The 16,691-nt window shown below is 69.5% G+C and carries 14 protein-coding genes; 9 read left to right on the forward strand and 5 right to left on the reverse strand.

Going from position 1 to position 16,691, the window contains the following annotated elements; genetic code table 11:
* Positions 1-46: 46 nt before the first annotated feature.
* Positions 47-1,738, reverse strand: coding sequence for an NAD(P)/FAD-dependent oxidoreductase (locus CFP66_RS00390; RefSeq protein ID WP_094919753.1), 1,692 nt, complete (start codon positions 1,736-1,738; stop codon positions 47-49).
* Positions 1,739-2,238: 500 nt separating this feature from the next.
* On the opposite strand from CFP66_RS00390, the gene CFP66_RS00395 reads away from it, so the two are divergent.
* Positions 2,239-3,543 carry a cation:proton antiporter gene (locus CFP66_RS00395; protein ID WP_158227988.1) on the forward strand — a complete coding sequence of 435 codons (1,305 nt, stop codon included), beginning with the start codon at positions 2,239-2,241 and terminating at the stop codon, positions 3,541-3,543.
* A gap of 60 nt (positions 3,544-3,603) precedes the next feature.
* Here CFP66_RS00395 and CFP66_RS00400 read toward each other — a convergent pair whose 3' ends face one another.
* The 4 genes from CFP66_RS00400 to CFP66_RS00415 are packed head-to-tail and all read right to left on the reverse strand — an operon-like array spanning position 3,604 to position 7,625.
* Entirely contained in the window at positions 3,604-4,698 is a 1,095-nt protein-coding gene (locus CFP66_RS00400) for an ABC transporter permease (RefSeq protein ID WP_233159024.1), read from the reverse strand.
* Positions 4,699-4,732: 34 nt separating this feature from the next.
* Positions 4,733-5,860, reverse strand: coding sequence for an ABC transporter permease (locus tag CFP66_RS00405; protein ID WP_094919757.1), 1,128 nt, complete (start codon positions 5,858-5,860; stop codon positions 4,733-4,735).
* A gap of 17 nt (positions 5,861-5,877) precedes the next feature.
* Positions 5,878-6,882, reverse strand: a complete 1,005-nt coding sequence (locus CFP66_RS00410; RefSeq protein ID WP_198961175.1) for an ATP-binding cassette domain-containing protein — start codon at positions 6,880-6,882, stop codon at positions 5,878-5,880.
* A 2-nt stretch (positions 6,883-6,884) separates the two neighbouring features.
* Positions 6,885-7,625 (reverse strand): TetR/AcrR family transcriptional regulator, encoded by a 741-nt coding sequence (locus tag CFP66_RS00415; RefSeq protein ID WP_094919759.1) that lies wholly within the window; start codon positions 7,623-7,625, stop codon positions 6,885-6,887.
* Between the two features lie 179 nt (positions 7,626-7,804).
* On the opposite strand from CFP66_RS00415, the gene CFP66_RS00420 reads away from it, so the two are divergent.
* The 8 genes from CFP66_RS00420 to CFP66_RS00455 all read left to right on the forward strand — a co-directional run bounded on the left by CFP66_RS00420 (position 7,805) and on the right by CFP66_RS00455 (position 16,675).
* Entirely contained in the window at positions 7,805-8,722 is a 918-nt protein-coding gene (locus CFP66_RS00420; protein WP_094919760.1) for an SDR family NAD(P)-dependent oxidoreductase, read from the forward strand.
* A 3-nt stretch (positions 8,723-8,725) separates the two neighbouring features.
* Positions 8,726-9,667 carry an MBL fold metallo-hydrolase gene (locus CFP66_RS00425; RefSeq protein ID WP_198961176.1) on the forward strand — a complete coding sequence of 314 codons (942 nt, stop codon included), beginning with the start codon at positions 8,726-8,728 and terminating at the stop codon, positions 9,665-9,667.
* 276 nt (positions 9,668-9,943) lie between these two features.
* A complete protein-coding gene (gene ccrA / locus CFP66_RS00430; RefSeq protein ID WP_369804942.1) occupies positions 9,944-11,185 on the forward strand; it encodes a crotonyl-CoA carboxylase/reductase in 1,242 nt (413 codons plus the stop codon).
* A gap of 27 nt (positions 11,186-11,212) precedes the next feature.
* Complete coding sequence (locus tag CFP66_RS00435; protein WP_094919761.1) at positions 11,213-11,794, forward strand: carboxymuconolactone decarboxylase family protein; 582 nt, start codon at positions 11,213-11,215, stop codon at positions 11,792-11,794.
* Entirely contained in the window at positions 11,791-13,068 is a 1,278-nt protein-coding gene (locus CFP66_RS00440; protein ID WP_094919762.1) for a beta-ketoacyl synthase, read from the forward strand. Before CFP66_RS00435 ends, CFP66_RS00440 begins: the two co-directional genes overlap by 4 nt.
* Positions 13,068-14,735, forward strand: a complete 1,668-nt coding sequence (locus CFP66_RS00445) for a CoA-transferase (RefSeq protein ID WP_094919763.1) — start codon at positions 13,068-13,070, stop codon at positions 14,733-14,735. Before CFP66_RS00440 ends, CFP66_RS00445 begins: the two co-directional genes overlap by 1 nt.
* Positions 14,736-14,820: 85 nt before the next feature.
* The gene (locus CFP66_RS00450) at positions 14,821-15,135 is read left to right on the forward strand and encodes a biotin/lipoyl-binding carrier protein (protein ID WP_094919765.1); all 315 of its coding nucleotides are present in this window, start codon (positions 14,821-14,823) and stop codon (positions 15,133-15,135) included.
* 100 nt (positions 15,136-15,235) lie between these two features.
* On the forward strand, positions 15,236-16,675 hold the full coding sequence (locus CFP66_RS00455; RefSeq protein ID WP_094919767.1) for an acyl-CoA carboxylase subunit beta: 1,440 nt from the start codon (positions 15,236-15,238) through the stop codon (positions 16,673-16,675).
* Positions 16,676-16,691 lie beyond the last annotated feature (16 nt).

The raw sequence follows: 16,691 nt of genomic DNA on the forward strand, positions 1-16,691 counted from the left end.
ATGAGCGGCGGGTCCGTCGGACGACGCCGCATCGAGGCGCGACCGGTCAGAACAGCCTCGTACCGCGCAGCCCCGCTTTGAGCACTCCCTTCGCCGTCCCGCCCACGAGCTCGCGAACCTGCTTGGGCGCACCGCCGGCGACCCAGAACACGGTGCGCATCAGCTTCCGCGGCGTCGGGTAGAGGAAGGGCTGGTTGCGGTCGTCGAAGCCGACGCCCGGCGGGATGTAGTCGGCCTTCTCCAGCTCGGCGAACAGCCGGTCCGCCGCCTCGTCGCCGCTGATCTCCCCGCGCTCGTAGGCGTGCACCTGGTCCACCATGAGCCGGAACAGGGCGTGGTACTCCTCGTGGTCGGGCCACCAGAGCCCGGTGTGGGGCGCGTTCTCCAGTTCGGCGATCGCCGACGGGTCGCCGGCGCGGCGGAACTTCGTCATGGCGTTCTGCAACCGGAACGCGCCGAGCACCGAGCCGAACGACCACACCCGGAACACCGCGTTCCACAGGGGGTAGTGGTCGAAGGCGATGTACGCGCAGTCGACCAGCTCGTCGTTGTAGTTCAGGAGGCCCTGCTCCAGGCGCTCGACGTAGCTGAAGCGCTCGACCGAGAAGTCGTCGTCCTGCAGCGCTGCCAGCAGTCGGCACGCCAGGGCGTTGACCACTTCGGCGGTGTTGGACAGGCCCCGGGAGAACAGCGGGTCGAGGAACCCCGCCGCGTGCGACATCAAGCACCAGCGCTCCCCGACCGAGTGGCTGGAGGAGTACTGCAACCGGTCGGTGGAGACCCACGGCCGCACGGCTCGTGCATCCCGGAACTGCCGCTCGACGGCGGGGAACCGCGACGCGAACTCGAGGAACTCCTCTTCGGGGCTCACACCCGGCTGCTTCGGATACTTTCTCGGGTCCATCGTGACGCCGACGCTCACGAGCGGGTTCTTCGAGCGCGGGTTGTTGTTGAACGGGATGACCCAGAACCAGCCGCGGTCGAACAGGTGGTGCATGGTGCCGTCGCTCCACGGCAGCGGTGGACGCTCCGCCTTGCCGTGCCTCAGCGCGTCATCGGTGCTCTGCACGCCGACCATGTGGGTGAACAGGGATCGGGAGTGGTGCCTGAACCGGCACGGCTCCTCGCGCAGCCCGAGCTTCTCGGCCAGCGGCGAGCGGAAACCGCTGGCGTCCACGAGGTAGCGCCCGCGGATCGACTCACCGCCGGTGGTGGTCACGCTGACGCCGTCGGCGTCGAAGTCGACGTCGACGACCCTGGTTGCCAGCTTCGACTCACAGCCGTAACGGACCGCCGCGTTGTACAGGTACGCGTCGGTGTCCTGCCGGAAGAGGTGGCTGGACTTGTTGAGCACACCCGGGGTGTTGAACTGGTTGCTCTCCCGCGGGTCCGGCTCCTTCCCGATCTCGTGGCGCATGAAGCCGAAGTGCTTCTTCCAGCCGAAACTCGTGTTGATTTCCTTGATGCACGAGTCGAAGGAGGCGAGCGTGGCGATCTCCGGCACGTCGTAGCGTTCTGCGATGGTGCGCAACGCCAGCAATGTGTACGGGATCATCGATTCACCGATCGCGAACTTGGGGTGGGTGCCCGCATCCACGATGAGAGTCCGTGCGCCATTTCGCGCGAGTATCGCACCCAGCACGGACCCGGCGAGTCCGGCACCGAGGATGACGACGTCGTAGTCGGGCTTGCGCCGCAGCGCAATCCCATCCGAGGGGGTTGCCGCTCCGCTTGTCATACCACTCTCCTCGTGTCACGCGATGCTGGCCCGACCTGGTGGAACCACACTCGCGAGCCGGCCCGTCCACCGACACACGACCGGATGCGCCACGGCTTCCGAGACCTCACCGACCTGCTTCTCGCGGTGCGTCGACCGGTACGACGCTAGTGTCGAATTACTCCCGACGTCTTCGCTCATCCGACCGAAAATCGTGCTCGTACTTTCGAACGACCGGCCCGCTGGAACCGGCCCCCGGACCGCAGCGCAGCGCATCGATCCGCGTGCTCCGGCCCGGGCGCCGGCGTTCCGGACTGGTTCGTCAGGCCGTCCGTCGACCTTGCCGGGAAAGCCCCGGATCGTTAGTCTCGTCGCTAGCGTTGCACATCAACGGGCGTCGCAGGCAGCCGTCTTCGCTGCCGAGAACCGACCACATGTGTCGGTATACGCAGCCGACGCTTAGATCTTCGCACGGCCGTGCCGCCGTTTCCGTTCCATTTCTCGAGGCCGGAAGGACACCGATGATCGCGGCGCCCGCAGTACCCCTGGAAACGACATTCCTGGCGACGGTCGCCGTGGTGCTGATCGTCGGCATCGTCGTGGTACGACTCGTGACGCGGCTCGGCCAGCCCGCGGTGATCGGCGAGATCCTCGCGGGGATCATGCTCGGCCCGAGCCTGCTGGGGCTGCTCCCGGGAGACCTGGTGGAGGTGCTGTTCCCCACCGAGATCCGGCCCTACCTGAACTCCGTCGCCCAGGTCGGCCTCGTGCTCTTCATGTTCGTCACCGGCTGGGAGATCGACCTGTCCTGGCTGCGCAGGCGGGCCCGGACCATCGCGGCGACCTCGATCTCGGCGATGGCGGTGCCGTTCGGCCTGGGCGTGGCGGCCGCGATGCTGCTGTACACCCACCACTCCGTCGTGGACGGCGAACCCGTGGACCGGCTCGCCTTCTCGCTGTACCTCGGCACCGCGCTCTCGATCACTGCTTTCCCGGTGCTGGTCCGGCTGCTGACCGACAAGGGCATGCAGCACGGCAGGCTCGGCTCGCTGGCGCTGGCCTGCGCCGCAGCGACCGATGCCCTCGCCTGGGTCCTGCTGGTCGTGGTCCTGATCATCATCCAGTCCTCCGGGCCGCTGTCGCTCGTCGTCACGCTCGGGGGCACTGCCGCGTTCGTCCTCCTCACCGTGCTCGTGACGCGTCCCCTGCTGGCGGCCGCCGTGCGCAGGGCCACGAGGACCGGGGCCCACACGACGCTGTTCCTGATCGTCAGCGCCGGGGTTCTGCTCTGCTCCTACGTCACGTCGCTGATCGGTTTGCACGCGATCTTCGGGGCGTTCGTGTTCGGGCTGGTGATGCCCCGGGCTCCGGTGGACGCCCTGCGCCACGCGGTCGAGACGCCGATGCGCAACATCTGCGCCCTGCTGCTGCCGATCTTCTTCATCGTGACCGGCCTGTCGGTGGACATCACCACGCTGGGCCCCAGCGGGACGACCGACGGAATACTCATCATCCTGGTCGCCTGCCTGGGCAAGCTGCTCGGTACGATGGTTCCGGCGCGCCTGTCCGGCATGAGCTGGCGCGACAGTGCGGGCCTCGGGGTGCTGCTGAACACCCGCGGGCTCACCGAGCTGATCATCTTGGAGATCGGCCGGCAGCTGCACGTCATCGACCAGGCGCTGTTCACCTTGATGACGTTGATGGCGCTGGTGACCACGGCCATGGCCACTCCGCTGCTCCGGATGCTCGGGCTGGTGCCCGACCAGCAGCCGTTCCTGCCGGCATCCGCGGCGGCCGTCGCGACCCCCGGCCCGACGAGGACCTGACATCGCTCCGCTCCGGACCCCGCGCCGGCCGTCGTCGACGTCCACGTCAGGCCGGGCCGGTCACCGACGGCTCGCGCCGAGGCGCAGCTCGCCGACATAGGCCCAGAACATCAGCACCAGCCCGAGGACGGCCGCGACCAGCACGCTCACCACGTGCCGCGCATCCAGACCTTCGAAGCCGTGCAGGTACGGGCTGAACCAGGTGAAGATGCGGGAGAACGGCCACCAGAAGCTGAACGTCTGCGCGATGTCCGGCAGGAAGGCCACCATCGTGAAGCCGCCGGCCACGAAGAACGTCGCGATCGCCCCGACGGTGAGCAGCGGCTGCGCGCTGCGGAACACCTTGAGCCAGTGCCCCAGCAGGATCCCCAGCCCGGCACAGGCGATCATCACCGGGATCATCGCGAGGTAGGTCAGCAGAACCCGGTCGAGGGGCACCCTGAACTCGGCGATCCAGTACGAGAGCCCGAGAGGCAGCAGGGACAGCGCCATCGCCATCACCGTGGCCGTGAACACGTTCGCGAGCCCGGAGACCGCGGGGTGCAACGGGGTGAGCAGGATCTCCTTGCGGGTTCGCCCCTCCCGCTCGAGGAGGAACAGGTTCGCCGCGATCAACGTGGCCCCGAAGAACAGCGCCAGCAGGACACTGCTGCCGCCCAGGTAGGACGAGCGCCAGGTGTCATGCGGTCGAACCCGCTGCATCTCCTCGGTGAGGACCAGCGCCGAATCCGGCGACGGCGTGTGGTTCAGCACCACCTCCAGCCGGCCGCGGAAGTTCTTGGCAGCGTCACTGTTGATGTTGAAGCTCTCGACCTGGAGTCGATTGGTGGTGGAGTAGTCGGCCGGGATGATCAGGATCATGTGCAGCCTGCCCCAGTCGAGTTGCTCCTTGGCACGGGCGTAGTCGGTCTCGACCACCTCGTAGTAGGGACCGAGGTCCGAGCCCACCGTCCGCACCTGCTGCTCCAACCGCTCGGCCTGCGGCCCCTGCGCCTGGTTGACCATCGCGATCGGGTAGGTGTCCCCGACCCCGCCGAAGATCATGGTGGACAGGATGAGCATCGCGAGCGGCAGGACGATCACCTGCACCAGCAGTGACCGCTGCCGGGTCAGCAGCTTCGTGTTGCGTACGTGGGTGGCCAGGACAGCGCGCACTAGTCGCATCGTCGATCCCTCATCGTCCTTGCTCTCATTGTCCCTGTGCGAACGTCAGCTTGCGGCGCAGAACGGCGAGGGCGGCGGCGGTGAGCAGCACGACCAGCAGCACCATCCACCACATGTAGCCCTGCATGCCGTAGACCGGCTCGATCCCCTCGGCGCTGTAGCGGATGTGGTCGGTGACGGCGCCGACCGGCCACCACCGCACGGCGTACCAGAGCCACTCGAGGAGCCCCGAGTGCGCGTACCCGCGCATGTAGGACTCGAGGCCGACCAGCAGGAAGTGGATCAGCGCGACGACGGCGGCGATCGGCACCAGGGGCAGCGACCTACGCAGCGTGACGCCGAGCAGCGCCCCGAGCGCGACCCCGTAGAAGAACAGCACCACGATCGGACCCCACGTTCCCGGGCCGAGGGCGGACACCGGGTACGGCAGCGTGAACTGCAGGGTCAGCAGCACCAGCGCCATCGTCACCAGGCTCTGCAGGAACGTCGCGGTCCACTTGCCGAGCACCAGGGGCCAGAACCCCTTGGGCGACAGGACGACCGCCTTGGCCGTCCCTTCCTCCCACTCGCGCGCGATGAGGTTGCCGGTGTTGACCATACCTCCGTAGATCAGCGAGAACATGACCAGGCTCGCGCCCATGTAGCTCGCGAAGCCCATCTCCTGCTCCCAGCGCGGGCTCTCCTGCACCTGGACCTGGTGGGTCGGATCGACTTCGCCCTTGAACTGCATCAGCGCGCCCGTGAGCCGCAGCTGCAGGTTCTTCGTGATATCGGAGTTGATGTTGTAGACCCCGAGCCCCACCCGCGCGTCACCCGCCCGCACGTCCTCCTCGAAGGTCGACGGGATGCGGACGATGCCCATCGCCTCGCCGTTCTCGAAGCTGCGTTCGGCAACCTGCGGATCGGCGGTGACCAGCTTCCACGCCTTCCCGTCCTCGGAGGACTGCGCAGTGAGGATCCGCATCAGACGCTCCGTCGCCGGCCCCTCGGCGGCCTTGGCGACGTAGAGCGGGTTGGTCGTCGCTGCCTGCACGATGAACGAGTAGAGGAGCGTGAAGAACACCGGGAGCACGATCCCGATGATCAGGAAGCCCGGGTTGCGGAAACTCTGGACCAGATCTTTGCGCACGAGGGCGCCTGCCGCGGTGATCACGACGATCCCCTTCCCTCTCAGTCGCGCAGCGCGCGGCCGGTGAACTGGAGGAAGACGTCCTGGAGGTTGGACTCCTTCAGCTCGAACCGCACCAGCCGACCACCCAGCCCACTCGGGGTGTCCTCGAACCGCTGGATCAGCGCCAGTGCCTCCCTCGCCTCGCTGAGCTCGACCGTCACCGTGGCGTCCCTGCGCGCCACGGTCTGGCCGCGCTCGATGAGCTGCGCCGCCGAGACCGCGCTCTCCTCGTCGGCGAAATGCAGCAGCAGGCGCTGCTTGCCCGCGGTGTCCTTCAGCTCGGCGAGCGTGCCCTCGACCACCTTCGTGCCGTGGTCGAGGATCACGATGTGGTCGGAGAGCTGTTCGGCCTCCTCCATGTAGTTCGTCGTGAGCAGTACGGACATGCCCTGGTCCGCCAGCGCCCTGATCTGGTCCCAGATCGCCGCGCGGGAATGCACGTCGACGCCGAGGGTGGGCTCGTCGAGCAGCAGCGCCTGCGGCTCGGTGAGCAGCGCCCTGGCCAACGCCAGCCGTCGCTGCATCCCCCCGGAGTAGGTGCCCACCCTGTCCTTGGCCCGGTCGGTCAGTTGCACCAGGTCGAGCACCGAATCGATGCGCTCGGGCAGCTGCCGGGAGTCCACGCCGTAGTACCGGCCGTGGAACACGAGGTTCTCGTGGGCGTTGAGGCTGTCGTACAGCGCGGTCTCCTGCGGCACCACGGCCAGGCTCTCCAGCACCTGCCGGCGATTCCGTACCGGGTCGTGGCCGAACACCCGCACCGTGCCCGAAGTGGGGCGCAACAGGCCGCAGATCAGGTTGACGGTCGTCGTCTTGCCGGAGCCGTTGGGCCCCAGCAAGCAGACGACCTTCCCCCTCGGTATCGCGAACGACACCTCGTTCACCGCCACGAGCGGCTCGTGTCGACGGCGCTCGAACTGGACGTGGGCCTCGTCCAGCACGATCGCTGCCGCGGCGCCGCGCTGGTGGGCCTGTGGGTCGTCGACCCAGGTCTGAGTTGTCACGGTCACTCCTCGGTGGTCGGGTCCTGCGTCGAGCGATCGCCCTGCACCGGCGCCGCCGCCGTCGATTCCACGTCGACCTCGCCGGCCCCCTCCAGGACGACGCACGTCACGAAGAACTGGACGTGGTTGCGCACGAGTTGGCGGGCGTACCTGCGGTCGTTCGCGCTCGCCTGCGCGTGCAGGTAGACGAAGCGCACGTTCGCCAGCGGAACCAGGAACTCCCAGACCAGCTGCTCCGCCGAGAAGTCGCCGCGAACCAGCCCCCGGTCGATCCACGCCTGCATGGGTCCGTGGAGCTGCCGCTGCACCTCGACGATCGCATCGGCGAGACTGCGGCCGGTGCTGGCCTGGCTGAGCATCCCCTCACGGATCAGCACGCTGGCGAACCGTCGTGCCCGCGGCTGGTCGAAGGCTTTCGTGATCTGCTCGGCGAGGTTCGTGATCGCGGCAGCCGGCGACATCCGCGCGAGCTCGTCCTGGCGCAACCCCAGCAGCGCGAGGTCGAGCAGACCGGCCTCCCGGAGCAGGGTGTCGAAGATGGCCTGCTTGCTCGCGAAGTGCGAGTAGATGCCGCTGTCGCGGATGCCGATCGACTCCGCGATCTCCCGCACCGACGTCGCCGCGAAGCCCTTGGTGGCGAACAGGGTGAGGGCGGCGTCCAGGAGCCGTTCACGAGTGGGAGTGGACTCCGTCTCCGACTTCGGCGGCCTGCCGAGTCGACGAGGAGCGGGAGAGGACGACATGCGCCAGATACTAGCGGTCGCTCACTAATAATCAAGCCCCAGCTCCGGGCGGCCGCTCACCCCGAGCCCGTCGTGGCACACGAGCACCCCGAAGCGCTCGATGCCGCGGTGACCACGGACGACGGCCGGTGAGCACCTCTAGTATATTTACGGGCGCCCGCTAATTTTTTGGAGGCCCGATGATCAGTCCGGAAGTCATGGGAGCGGTCGTGGTGACCGGCGCGTCGAGCGGCATCGGGCAGGCCACGGCCCTTCGCCTGGCCCGGCGCGGCTACCAGGTCTACGCGGGGTTCCGCCGCCCGGAGGCGGGCAGGCAGCTCACCGGCAGGTCCCCGAACCTCGTTCCCGTGCACGTCGACGTGACCGAGCAGGACACCGTGGACGCGCTGCGCGAGCGGCTCACCCACGAACTGGGCGTCGTTCCGCTGCGCGGGTTGGTCAACAACGCGGGCACCACCACCGCGGCCCCGATCGAACACGTCCGCCTGGACGACCTGCGCCGCGTGCTCGAGGTCAACGTCGTCGGTCAGGTCGCTATGACCCAGGCACTACTCCCGCTGCTGCGTCGAGACCATGGCCGAGTGATCAACATCAGCTCGATGGGCGGTCGGATCGCCGGGCCGATCATGGGCCCGTACGCAGCGTCCAAGTTCGCGCTGGAGGCGGTCACCGACGCGCTCCGTCGCGAGGTGCTCAACCAGGGAATCGAGGTCGTGGCGGTCGAGCCCGGCGCGGTCGCGACCCCGATCTGGAGCAAGGTCGATGCCACGCTGGACGTCGCGAGCATGGCCCCGGAGGCACGCTTGCGCTACGGCGACCTGATCGTCGGCATGCAACAGGCGGTCTTCAAGGCCAGCGCCAGCCACGGCGTGCCTCCCGAGGAGATCGCCGAGGTCATCGAGGACGCGCTGACGCGGCGCCGACCACGCATCCGCTACCTGGTGGGCCCGTCGGCCCACACCCGGGTGTTCGCCGCCCGCCTGCTGCCGTCGCGGGTGTTCGACCGGATCCTCACCGGGGTCGTCCGCAGGGTCGGCGCACGGACCGCAGCCGCGAGGTCCGGTGCCCAGGACACGACCGACACGAAGGAGGCATGACCTGTGTCCCGTCCGCAGGGGTTCCACGAGTTCCCGGAGAGGCCCCACCCGTTCGTCGCGCCCGACCTCAGTCCCGGCGGGCTGCGGCTGCGTCCCGAGAGTCTCGGCCACAACGTCTACGCGCTGATGGCGAACCAGCCGCCCAAGGACAACAACGGCGTCGTCATCGGCAGCCGGGCCGCGCTCGTCGTCGACGCCGGCGTGACCCCCACGGTGGGCGGTTACATCCAGCAGGAGGTCCGTGAACTCACCGACCGACCGATCCGCTACCTGGTGAACACGACCTACCACGGCGATCACACGTTCGGCAACAGCGCCTTCGGCCCGGAGGTCGCCATCGTGTCCTCCCGCCCGAACCGCGCCTGCATGGACGACCTCGACCGGGAGAAGCTGGCCCGGAGCGAGAGCATGTTCGGCGACCCGGCCCTCGACACCGTGCGCACCTGGCGCAAGCCGGACGTGGTGTTCGACCGTTTCCTGGAGGTCGACCTCGGGGGCAAGGTCGTCGAGTTGTGGCACTTCGGGCCGGGCAACGGCGCGGGCGACGTGCTGGTATACGTTCGCGACGACGGCGTGGTGTGGTCAGGGAACTTCCTGGTGCCGGCCGGCATGGTGCCGATGCTGCTGATCGGCGACCCGTGGTCCTACGCCAGATCCCTCCGCTCGGCGATGCGCGCACTCGACTTCGAACTGATCGTGCCCGGCCACGGACCCATCGCTCCCGCGCGGGAGGCCTGCGCGTGGATGTTGCACTACCTGCAACTACTCGGCGAGCGGGTGGACGACGGCTTTCGGCGTGGGCAGGACCCCGACGACGTGATGGCGGACTTCCCGGTGCCCGACGGGGTGCTCGACGGCGGGGACGAAATGGTCCGCGCGCTCAACGAGTCGTTCCACAGGCTGAACATTCTCACTACTCACAGGAGACTCGAGCGCTCCTCCTGACGGAATTCAACGGGCGCCGGTTGCTCGCCCTCGCCGCGGTCCACGGCCACCCAGCAGCCCTTCGTCCCAAAGTATCACCGGGCATTTCAGCCGGGCGATCGAAGACACCCCCCACACCGCTGCCTATCGTGGTCCTGCGCCCAGCTGCCAGCCCGACCCACGAGGGTTGGGCCGATTCCAGGAGCTTCTCCTGTCCGCGCGGACGGTCCCGCGCACTCGTTCGTCGCGGCCTCGGGGCAATCGACCACGACCGACATGTCGATGTGAGGTGTACCGGTGAAAGAAATTTATGAGATCGGCGAGGTACCTCCGCTCGGAGAGGTACCACGGACGATGTACGCCTCGGTCATCCGGCAAAGCCGGTACGGCGCCCCTGAGCAGGCTTTCGGGATCGAGGTGGTGGACACTCCGCAACCCGGCCCGAACCAGGTGCTGGTCTACGTGATGGCCGCCGGGATCAACTACAACAACGTGTGGTCGGCGCTGGGCGCACCGCTCGACGTCATCGCCGCCCGGCAGCGGCGCGGGGCCACCGAGGACTTCCACATCGGGGGGTCCGAGGGGTCCGGCGTGGTCTGGGCGGTGGGATCCCGTGTGCGCTCCGTGTCGGTCGGTGACCACGTGGTGCTCTCCGGCTGCATGTGGGACGAGTCCGCCCCGGACATCCGGCTCGGAGCCGACCCGATGACGTCCGCAACCCAGGTGGTGTGGGGATACGAGGAGAACTTCGGCTCGTTCGCCCAGTTCGCCCTGGTCGACGACTACCAGTGCCACCCCAAACCGGCGAGCTTGACGTGGGAGGCGGCGGCGGCGTTCCTGCTCACCGGCGCCACGGCCTACCGCCAGCTCTGCGGCTGGCCGCCGAACACGGTGCGGCCCGGCGACCCGGTGCTGATCTGGGGTGGCGGTGGCGGACTGGGATCGATGGCGATCCAGATCGTGTCGCTGCTGGGCGGGATCCCCGTCGCGGTGGTGTCCAGCCCGGAGCGGGCCCGCTACTGCATCGATCTGGGCGCCCGGGGAGCCATCGACCGCCGCGAGTTCGACCATTGGGGCCCGCTGCCCGCCTTCGACGACGAGGAGGCGATGACGCGCTGGATCCGGGGCGCACGGGCGTTCGGCAAGCAGTTCTGGGAGATCATCGGAGAGCGTCGCTCGCCCCGCGTCGTACTGGAGCACACCGGACGGGACACGATTCCCACGTCGATGTACCTGTGCGACAACGCCGGAATGGTCGTCATCTGCGGCGGCACCACCGGATACGACGCCGATGTCGATCTGCGGTTCCTGTGGATGCGGCAGAAGCGCCTGCAAGGCTCGCACTTCGCCAACCTCCAGCAGTGCCGGGAGGTCGTGGCACTGGTCGAATCCGGAAAGCTCGCACCGTGTTTGTCCTGGTGCGAGCCGTTCGAGAGCGTCGGTAAGGCGCACCAGCTGATGTACAACAACGAGCACCCCGGCGGGAACATGGCGGTCCTCGTCAACGCCCCCGAGCCGGGACTGACGAACCTGCCCTGATCCGCTCGGCCCGTTCCCGGAGGACACATGGCAAGGATTCCCTACCCGGACCTGACCGGCCTGCCGGAACAAGCTCGGGCCGCCCTCGACAGCATGGTCGCGCCACTGAACCTGATCCACATGTGCGCTCACTCGCCCGGCCTGGTCGCACCGATCGTGAAGCTGAGCACCGCGGTACTGATGCGGATGCGGATGCCTCCGCGCCTCCGCGAGATGCTCATCCTGCGTACCGCGTCCCGGGTGGGCTGCGACTACGTCCTCACCCAGCACCGCACGATCGCCCGTGGCCTCGGGATGAGCGCCGGGGAGATCGACGCCATCTGCGCCGACGGCGCCCGGTGGGCGGGATTCTCCGAAGCGGACCTGCGGCTGCTCGAAGCCGCCGACCGGATCGTCCGCGACACGACGCTGCCCCCCGAGATGCTGGTCGGACTGACCCGGTGGCTGAGCCACTCCCAGCTCGTCGAGCTGTTCGTCGTCGTCGGCCACTACCGGATGCTCAGCGGGCTGCTCAACGGGCTGGCCGTCGACATCGATCCCCACGGGGAGAGCTTCGCCGAACTCGCCGCGCACCACGACGCGCCCGGACACCAGACGAGAGTGCCATGACAGCTCCGTGCCCACGCCCCGCCCCCGAACCGATCGCCATCACCGGGATCGGCCTCGTCCTGCCCGGTGCGCGAACCGTGACCCAGTTCTGGGACCACGTCAGCGCCGGCCGGTCCCAGCTCGGCCCGCTGCGCCGGGTCGACCCCGACGCCGACGGCCTGGACGTGTACGCAGGCGGGGAGATCGGGGATCTCGACCACGCGGCCGCGCTGCCCACCCTGCCCGCCCGGCACGCCGCGAAGTACAGCCGCGAGATCCTGACCACCCTGGTCTCGACCGACGAGGCCCTGCGGGATTCGGGGCTCCGCCCCACCGACGTGGAGCCGCGCAGGCTGAGCATCATCGAGTCCACGTCGCGGGGGTCCCTCGAGTGGTGGCTCTCGCGCGCGGCCAAGGACCGGTCCGAGTTCGTCGGGACCGGCGCGATGTTCCGCGGCCTCGCGGGGTCGTCGGCGTCACTCGCGGCGATCCGTGTCGGCGCCCGTGGCCTGGTCACCACCGTCACCAGTGCCTGTGTGGGCGGCCACCACGCCATCGGCCTTGCGCTGCGGGAGTTGCGGTCGCACTCGAGCGACGCCGTACTCGTCAGTGGACACGACTTTCCGCTGGTGCCCGAGGTGCTACGCACGTTCCTCGCGCTCGGGCCCGGCGTGCTGTCGCGTGAGCGGCACGATCCGACGCGGGCGATCCGGCCCTACAGCAGGGATCGGGAGGGCATGGTCCTCGGCGAGGGCGCGGTGACCCTGAGCCTCGAGCGCGCCTCGACCGCGCGTGCCCGCGGGGCCCGGGTGTACGCCCACGTACTGGAGCACCGCGCCATGAACGAGGCGGCGCACGCCACCTCCATGGACCTCACCGGCAAGCTCACCGCGGAGCTGGTCACCGACACCCTCGACGACGCGCACCGTTCTGTCGACGAGGTCGGCTACTACTGCGGTCACGGCACCGCCACCTGGTCCAACGACATCGCGGAGAGTCGCACCCTGCGGGTGCTCTACCCGCACCGGCCCGCCGAGGCGTTGCCGCCGATCGGCTCCAACAAGCCGATCTTCGGACACACCCTGGGGGCCGCAGGCGTGGTGAACGTCGCCGCCACCGCCCTCATGCTGCACCACCAACGGCTCGCGCCGACGATCAACCTGGTCGACGTGGATCCGGACTGCGACCACGACCACGTCGCCGGCGGCAGCCGGCCCGCCGACTTCGACCTGGCGGTGTCACTGGCGTTCGCCATCGGCAGCCAGACCTCGGTGGTCGCACTGGGCGCGGCCTGATGGCCACCCTCGCGCCGTCGCCCGACGATCTCGTCCGCAACTACGTGCGTCCCGGGATGCACGTGCACCTCAGTGCCACGATGTCGCGACCGAACGCCCTGATGCATGCACTGGCGCGGGTGATGCGAGGTACGCGCTCGCTCACCGTGAGCGTGCCCGCGGTGCACTCCACCGCGCACGCCCTCGCGCTGTCCGGATCGGTGCGTCAGATGATCACCGGCTTCCTCGGGGAGACGTACCCGACGCCGCGGCCGTGCCCCCTCTACGACGAGGTCGCCACGGGCGCCCCGTTCGAGGTGGAGGCGTGGTCCCTGCTGACCCTCGAACAACGCCTCATGGCGGCGGCGCTCGGACAGCCGGGCGCGCTGACCGCTTCCCTTCCGGGCACCTACCTGGCGCAGGGGAAGGCGGACGACCTGGTGCCGGTCGACTCACCGTGGTCCCCGGCTGCGATGGCCATGATGCGGCCCCTGCGCCCCGACGTCGCGCTGGTGCACGGGGTGTGCGCGGACCGACGCGGCAACGTCGTGATCCGGGCGCCCTACGGGGAAGGGCCCTGGCCCGCCTACGCCGCCGCTCACGGGGTGCTGGCCTCGGTGGAACGCATCGTCGACGACGAGGTGATCGACCGGTGTCCGCAAGACGTGGTCGTCCCCGGCCAACGCGTCCTCGGGCTGTGCGAGGCCCCCTTCGGCGCGCATCCGCAGTCGCTGCGCGCCGACGGCGTCGGCGGCGTCGTGGGGTACCGCGACGACTACGCGTTCCTCACCGAAACCGCTCGCGCCTGCACCGGTCACGCCACCGCCGCGGACTGGTTCCGCGAGTGGATCGATCTGCCCGGCGGGCACGCGGAGTACCTCGCGAAGCTCGGCGAAGGCCGGCTGGCGGCGCTCGGCGCAGACGACCCGGGTGTGACGACGCCGCGATCCGGGCCGTCGGAGCCGGCCGGCCGCGGCGAGACCCTGATCGTCCTCGCCGCGCGGGCCGTGCAGCGGCTGGTCGAGGCGCACGGTTACGACACGCTGCTGGCGGGCATCGGCGCCTCGCACCTGGCCGCCTGGCTGGCCGCCGCCCAGCTGCGGGAGCGAGGTCACCAGGTCAAGCTGGCCGCCGAGCTCGGCTTCTACGGGACGGACCCGCACGCCGGCGACGTGTTCCTGTTCAGCCAGCGGCACGCCGCGCGCAGCGAAGGGCTCTCGGGCATCGCCGAGGTCCTCGGCGGACTGGTCGCGGGAAACCCGCGCTGTCTGGGAGTGCTCGCCGCCGCCGAGATCGATCCGACCGGTGACATCAACACCAGCGTCCTGCCGAGCGGCCGGTGGATCACCGGTTCCGGCGGCGCACACGACATCGCCGCCGCCGCCGACTGCATCGTCGTGAGCAGATCGGGCAGGCATCGCTACGTCCCGCGGGTCGCGGCGGTCACCAGCTCCGGGCAGAGGGTGCGGGCGGTGGTGAGCGAGTTCGGCACGTTCGGCCGGGAACGCGGTGGCCGATTCCGACTCACCAGCCACCTGGCCGGCACCGACGCGCGCACCCCCGAACAGTCGGTGGCCGAGCGCACCGGGTGGACCTGCGATACATCGGAGGCCAAGCCCGAGGACCCCGTCACGACGACCGAGCTCGCCCTCCTCCGCGCTCTCGATCCGGAGGGCCACTACCGCTGACCGCGGCCGCTGCGCTCGCGCCGGCACCGCGACGGACGGGGCAGGCGTGCTCGATCGACCGACGACGACGACAGGAGAACGGGTCATGACGACGACGGCTGGTTCGACGGGCCTCGGCGAGGGACGGACCCCGCCGGGAGGCGCGTCCGAGGAGCTGGTCCGGGCCGAGATCGCGGGAGTCGTCCTACGCCTGGAGCGCGCCGTCGGCGACGTCGTCGGTGACGGCGACGTCATCGTGCTCCTCGAGTCGATGAAGATGGAGATCCCGATCTTCGCGGAGACGAGCGGCACGATCACCCGGCTCACCGTCACCGAGAACAGCACGGTGCAACTCGGCGATGTCATCGCCACCGTCGTCGGCGGTGCCGACGCCTCGCCGGCAGTACCCCTCTCCCGATAGCCCGCCGGTCTCGCCACGCGGTTCGGGTCGACCTCGCGATCGAGGACCTCGATCCAGAGGACCACCGGAGACGAACAAGTCGAATCGAGGAGAACCCACGATGACCGCACCCCCGACCGACGCTGTGGCCCCGGCAGCGGGGACGCGGCCGGACCGACGGACGCCGTCGGTCCGGCTCGCCAAGCTGCTCGACCGGAACACATCCGTGCCGATGCACCCCGAGGACGACAGCGGTGTCGTCGCGGTGAGCGGTCGCATCGACGGCTCCCCGGTGATCGCCTACTGCACCGACGCGACCCGGATGGGCGGCGCACTCGGCGCGGCGGGCGCGGAGCACATCATCGAGGCCATCGGGGCGGCCGATCGGCTGGGCTGTCCGATCGTCGGGCTCTGGCACTCCGGCGGCGCGCGGCTGGCCGACGGGGTCGAGTCCATGGACGGCGTGGGGCGGATGTTCACCGCGATGACCCGGGTCTCGGGCCGGATCCCACAGATCTCCGTGGTTCTCGGTCCGGCCGCCGGCGCCGCGGCGTACGGGCCTGCGCTGACCGACGTGGTCGTCATGTCGGAGGAGGGCCGCGTGTTCGTCACCGGCCCGGAGGTGCTCCGCACCGTCACTGGCGAGGTCATCGACATGGACGGGCTCGGCGGGCCGTCCGCGCACGGGCGGAAGTCGGGAGTGGCGCACGTCACCGTCGGGTCCGAGGAGGAGGCGTACCGGCGCACCCGACGACTCACCGGCTTCTTCGCCAGGCCTGGCGAGTTCGACGTGGAGGCGGTGGCCCCCGGCCCGGACCTGCGCACGCTTCTGCCGACCTCCACACGCCGCACGTACGACGTGCTCCCCCTCGTCCACGCGATCCTGGACCACGACGAGTCCGGAGTGGTGTTCGAGGAGCTCCAGCCCCTGTGGGCTCGCAACGTCATGATCGGGATCGGCAGACTGGCCGGGCGGACCGTCGGCGTGGTCGCGAACAACCCGATCCGCAAGGGCGGCTGCCTCGACTCGCTCTCGGCCGAGAAGGCGGCCAGGTTCGTCAGGATGTGCGATGCACTCGGGGTACCGATCGTCGTACTGGTGGACGTCCCGGGCTACCTGCCAGGGGTCGGCCAGGAGTGGGACGGGGTGGTCAGGCGGGGTGCGAAGCTGCTGCACGCATTCGCAGAGGCGGTCGTGCCGCGGGTCACTCTGATCACCCGCAAGTCCTACGGCGGCGCCTACATCGCGATGAACTCGCGCTCGATGGGCGCGACCGCGGTGTTCGCCTGGCCGGATGCCGAGGTGGCGGTGATGGGTCCGGAAGCGGCGGTCGGCATCTTGCACCGCAAGGAGCTCGCTGCCGTCTCCCCCGTGGAGAGGGATTCACTCCGGGCCGTGCTGGTCGAGCAACACCGGCGGGTCGCCGGTGGTGTCGAGCGCGCCGTCGCACTCGACGTCGTGGACGAGGTCATCGACGCCGAGAACACACGACCTCGACTGGTCCGTGCGCTCGCGGCGGCCCCGACCGGCCGGGGCCGACACTCCAACATCCCGCTGTGACCTGCTCGGCCGGCGC

The organism is Pseudonocardia sp. MH-G8 (genome assembly GCF_002262885.1).
Lineage (GTDB): Bacteria > Actinomycetota > Actinomycetes > Mycobacteriales > Pseudonocardiaceae > Pseudonocardia.

Excerpts from the sequence above, each read along its gene's own strand:
- CFP66_RS00390 (WP_094919753.1), bottom strand. The coding sequence starts at position 1,738 with ATGACAAGCGGAGCGGCAACCCCCTCGGATGGGATTGCGCTGCGGCGC.
- CFP66_RS00435 (WP_094919761.1), top strand. The coding sequence starts at position 11,213 with ATGGCAAGGATTCCCTACCCGGACCTGACCGGCCTGCCGGAACAAGCT.
- CFP66_RS00445 (WP_094919763.1), top strand. The coding sequence starts at position 13,068 with ATGGCCACCCTCGCGCCGTCGCCCGACGATCTCGTCCGCAACTACGTG.
- CFP66_RS00420 (WP_094919760.1), top strand. The coding sequence starts at position 7,805 with ATGATCAGTCCGGAAGTCATGGGAGCGGTCGTGGTGACCGGCGCGTCG.
- CFP66_RS00395 (WP_158227988.1), top strand. The coding sequence starts at position 2,239 with ATGATCGCGGCGCCCGCAGTACCCCTGGAAACGACATTCCTGGCGACG.
- CFP66_RS00415 (WP_094919759.1), bottom strand. The coding sequence starts at position 7,625 with ATGTCGTCCTCTCCCGCTCCTCGTCGACTCGGCAGGCCGCCGAAGTCG.
- CFP66_RS00455 (WP_094919767.1), top strand. The coding sequence starts at position 15,236 with ATGACCGCACCCCCGACCGACGCTGTGGCCCCGGCAGCGGGGACGCGG.
- CFP66_RS00440 (WP_094919762.1), top strand. The coding sequence starts at position 11,791 with ATGACAGCTCCGTGCCCACGCCCCGCCCCCGAACCGATCGCCATCACC.
- CFP66_RS00450 (WP_094919765.1), top strand. The coding sequence starts at position 14,821 with ATGACGACGACGGCTGGTTCGACGGGCCTCGGCGAGGGACGGACCCCG.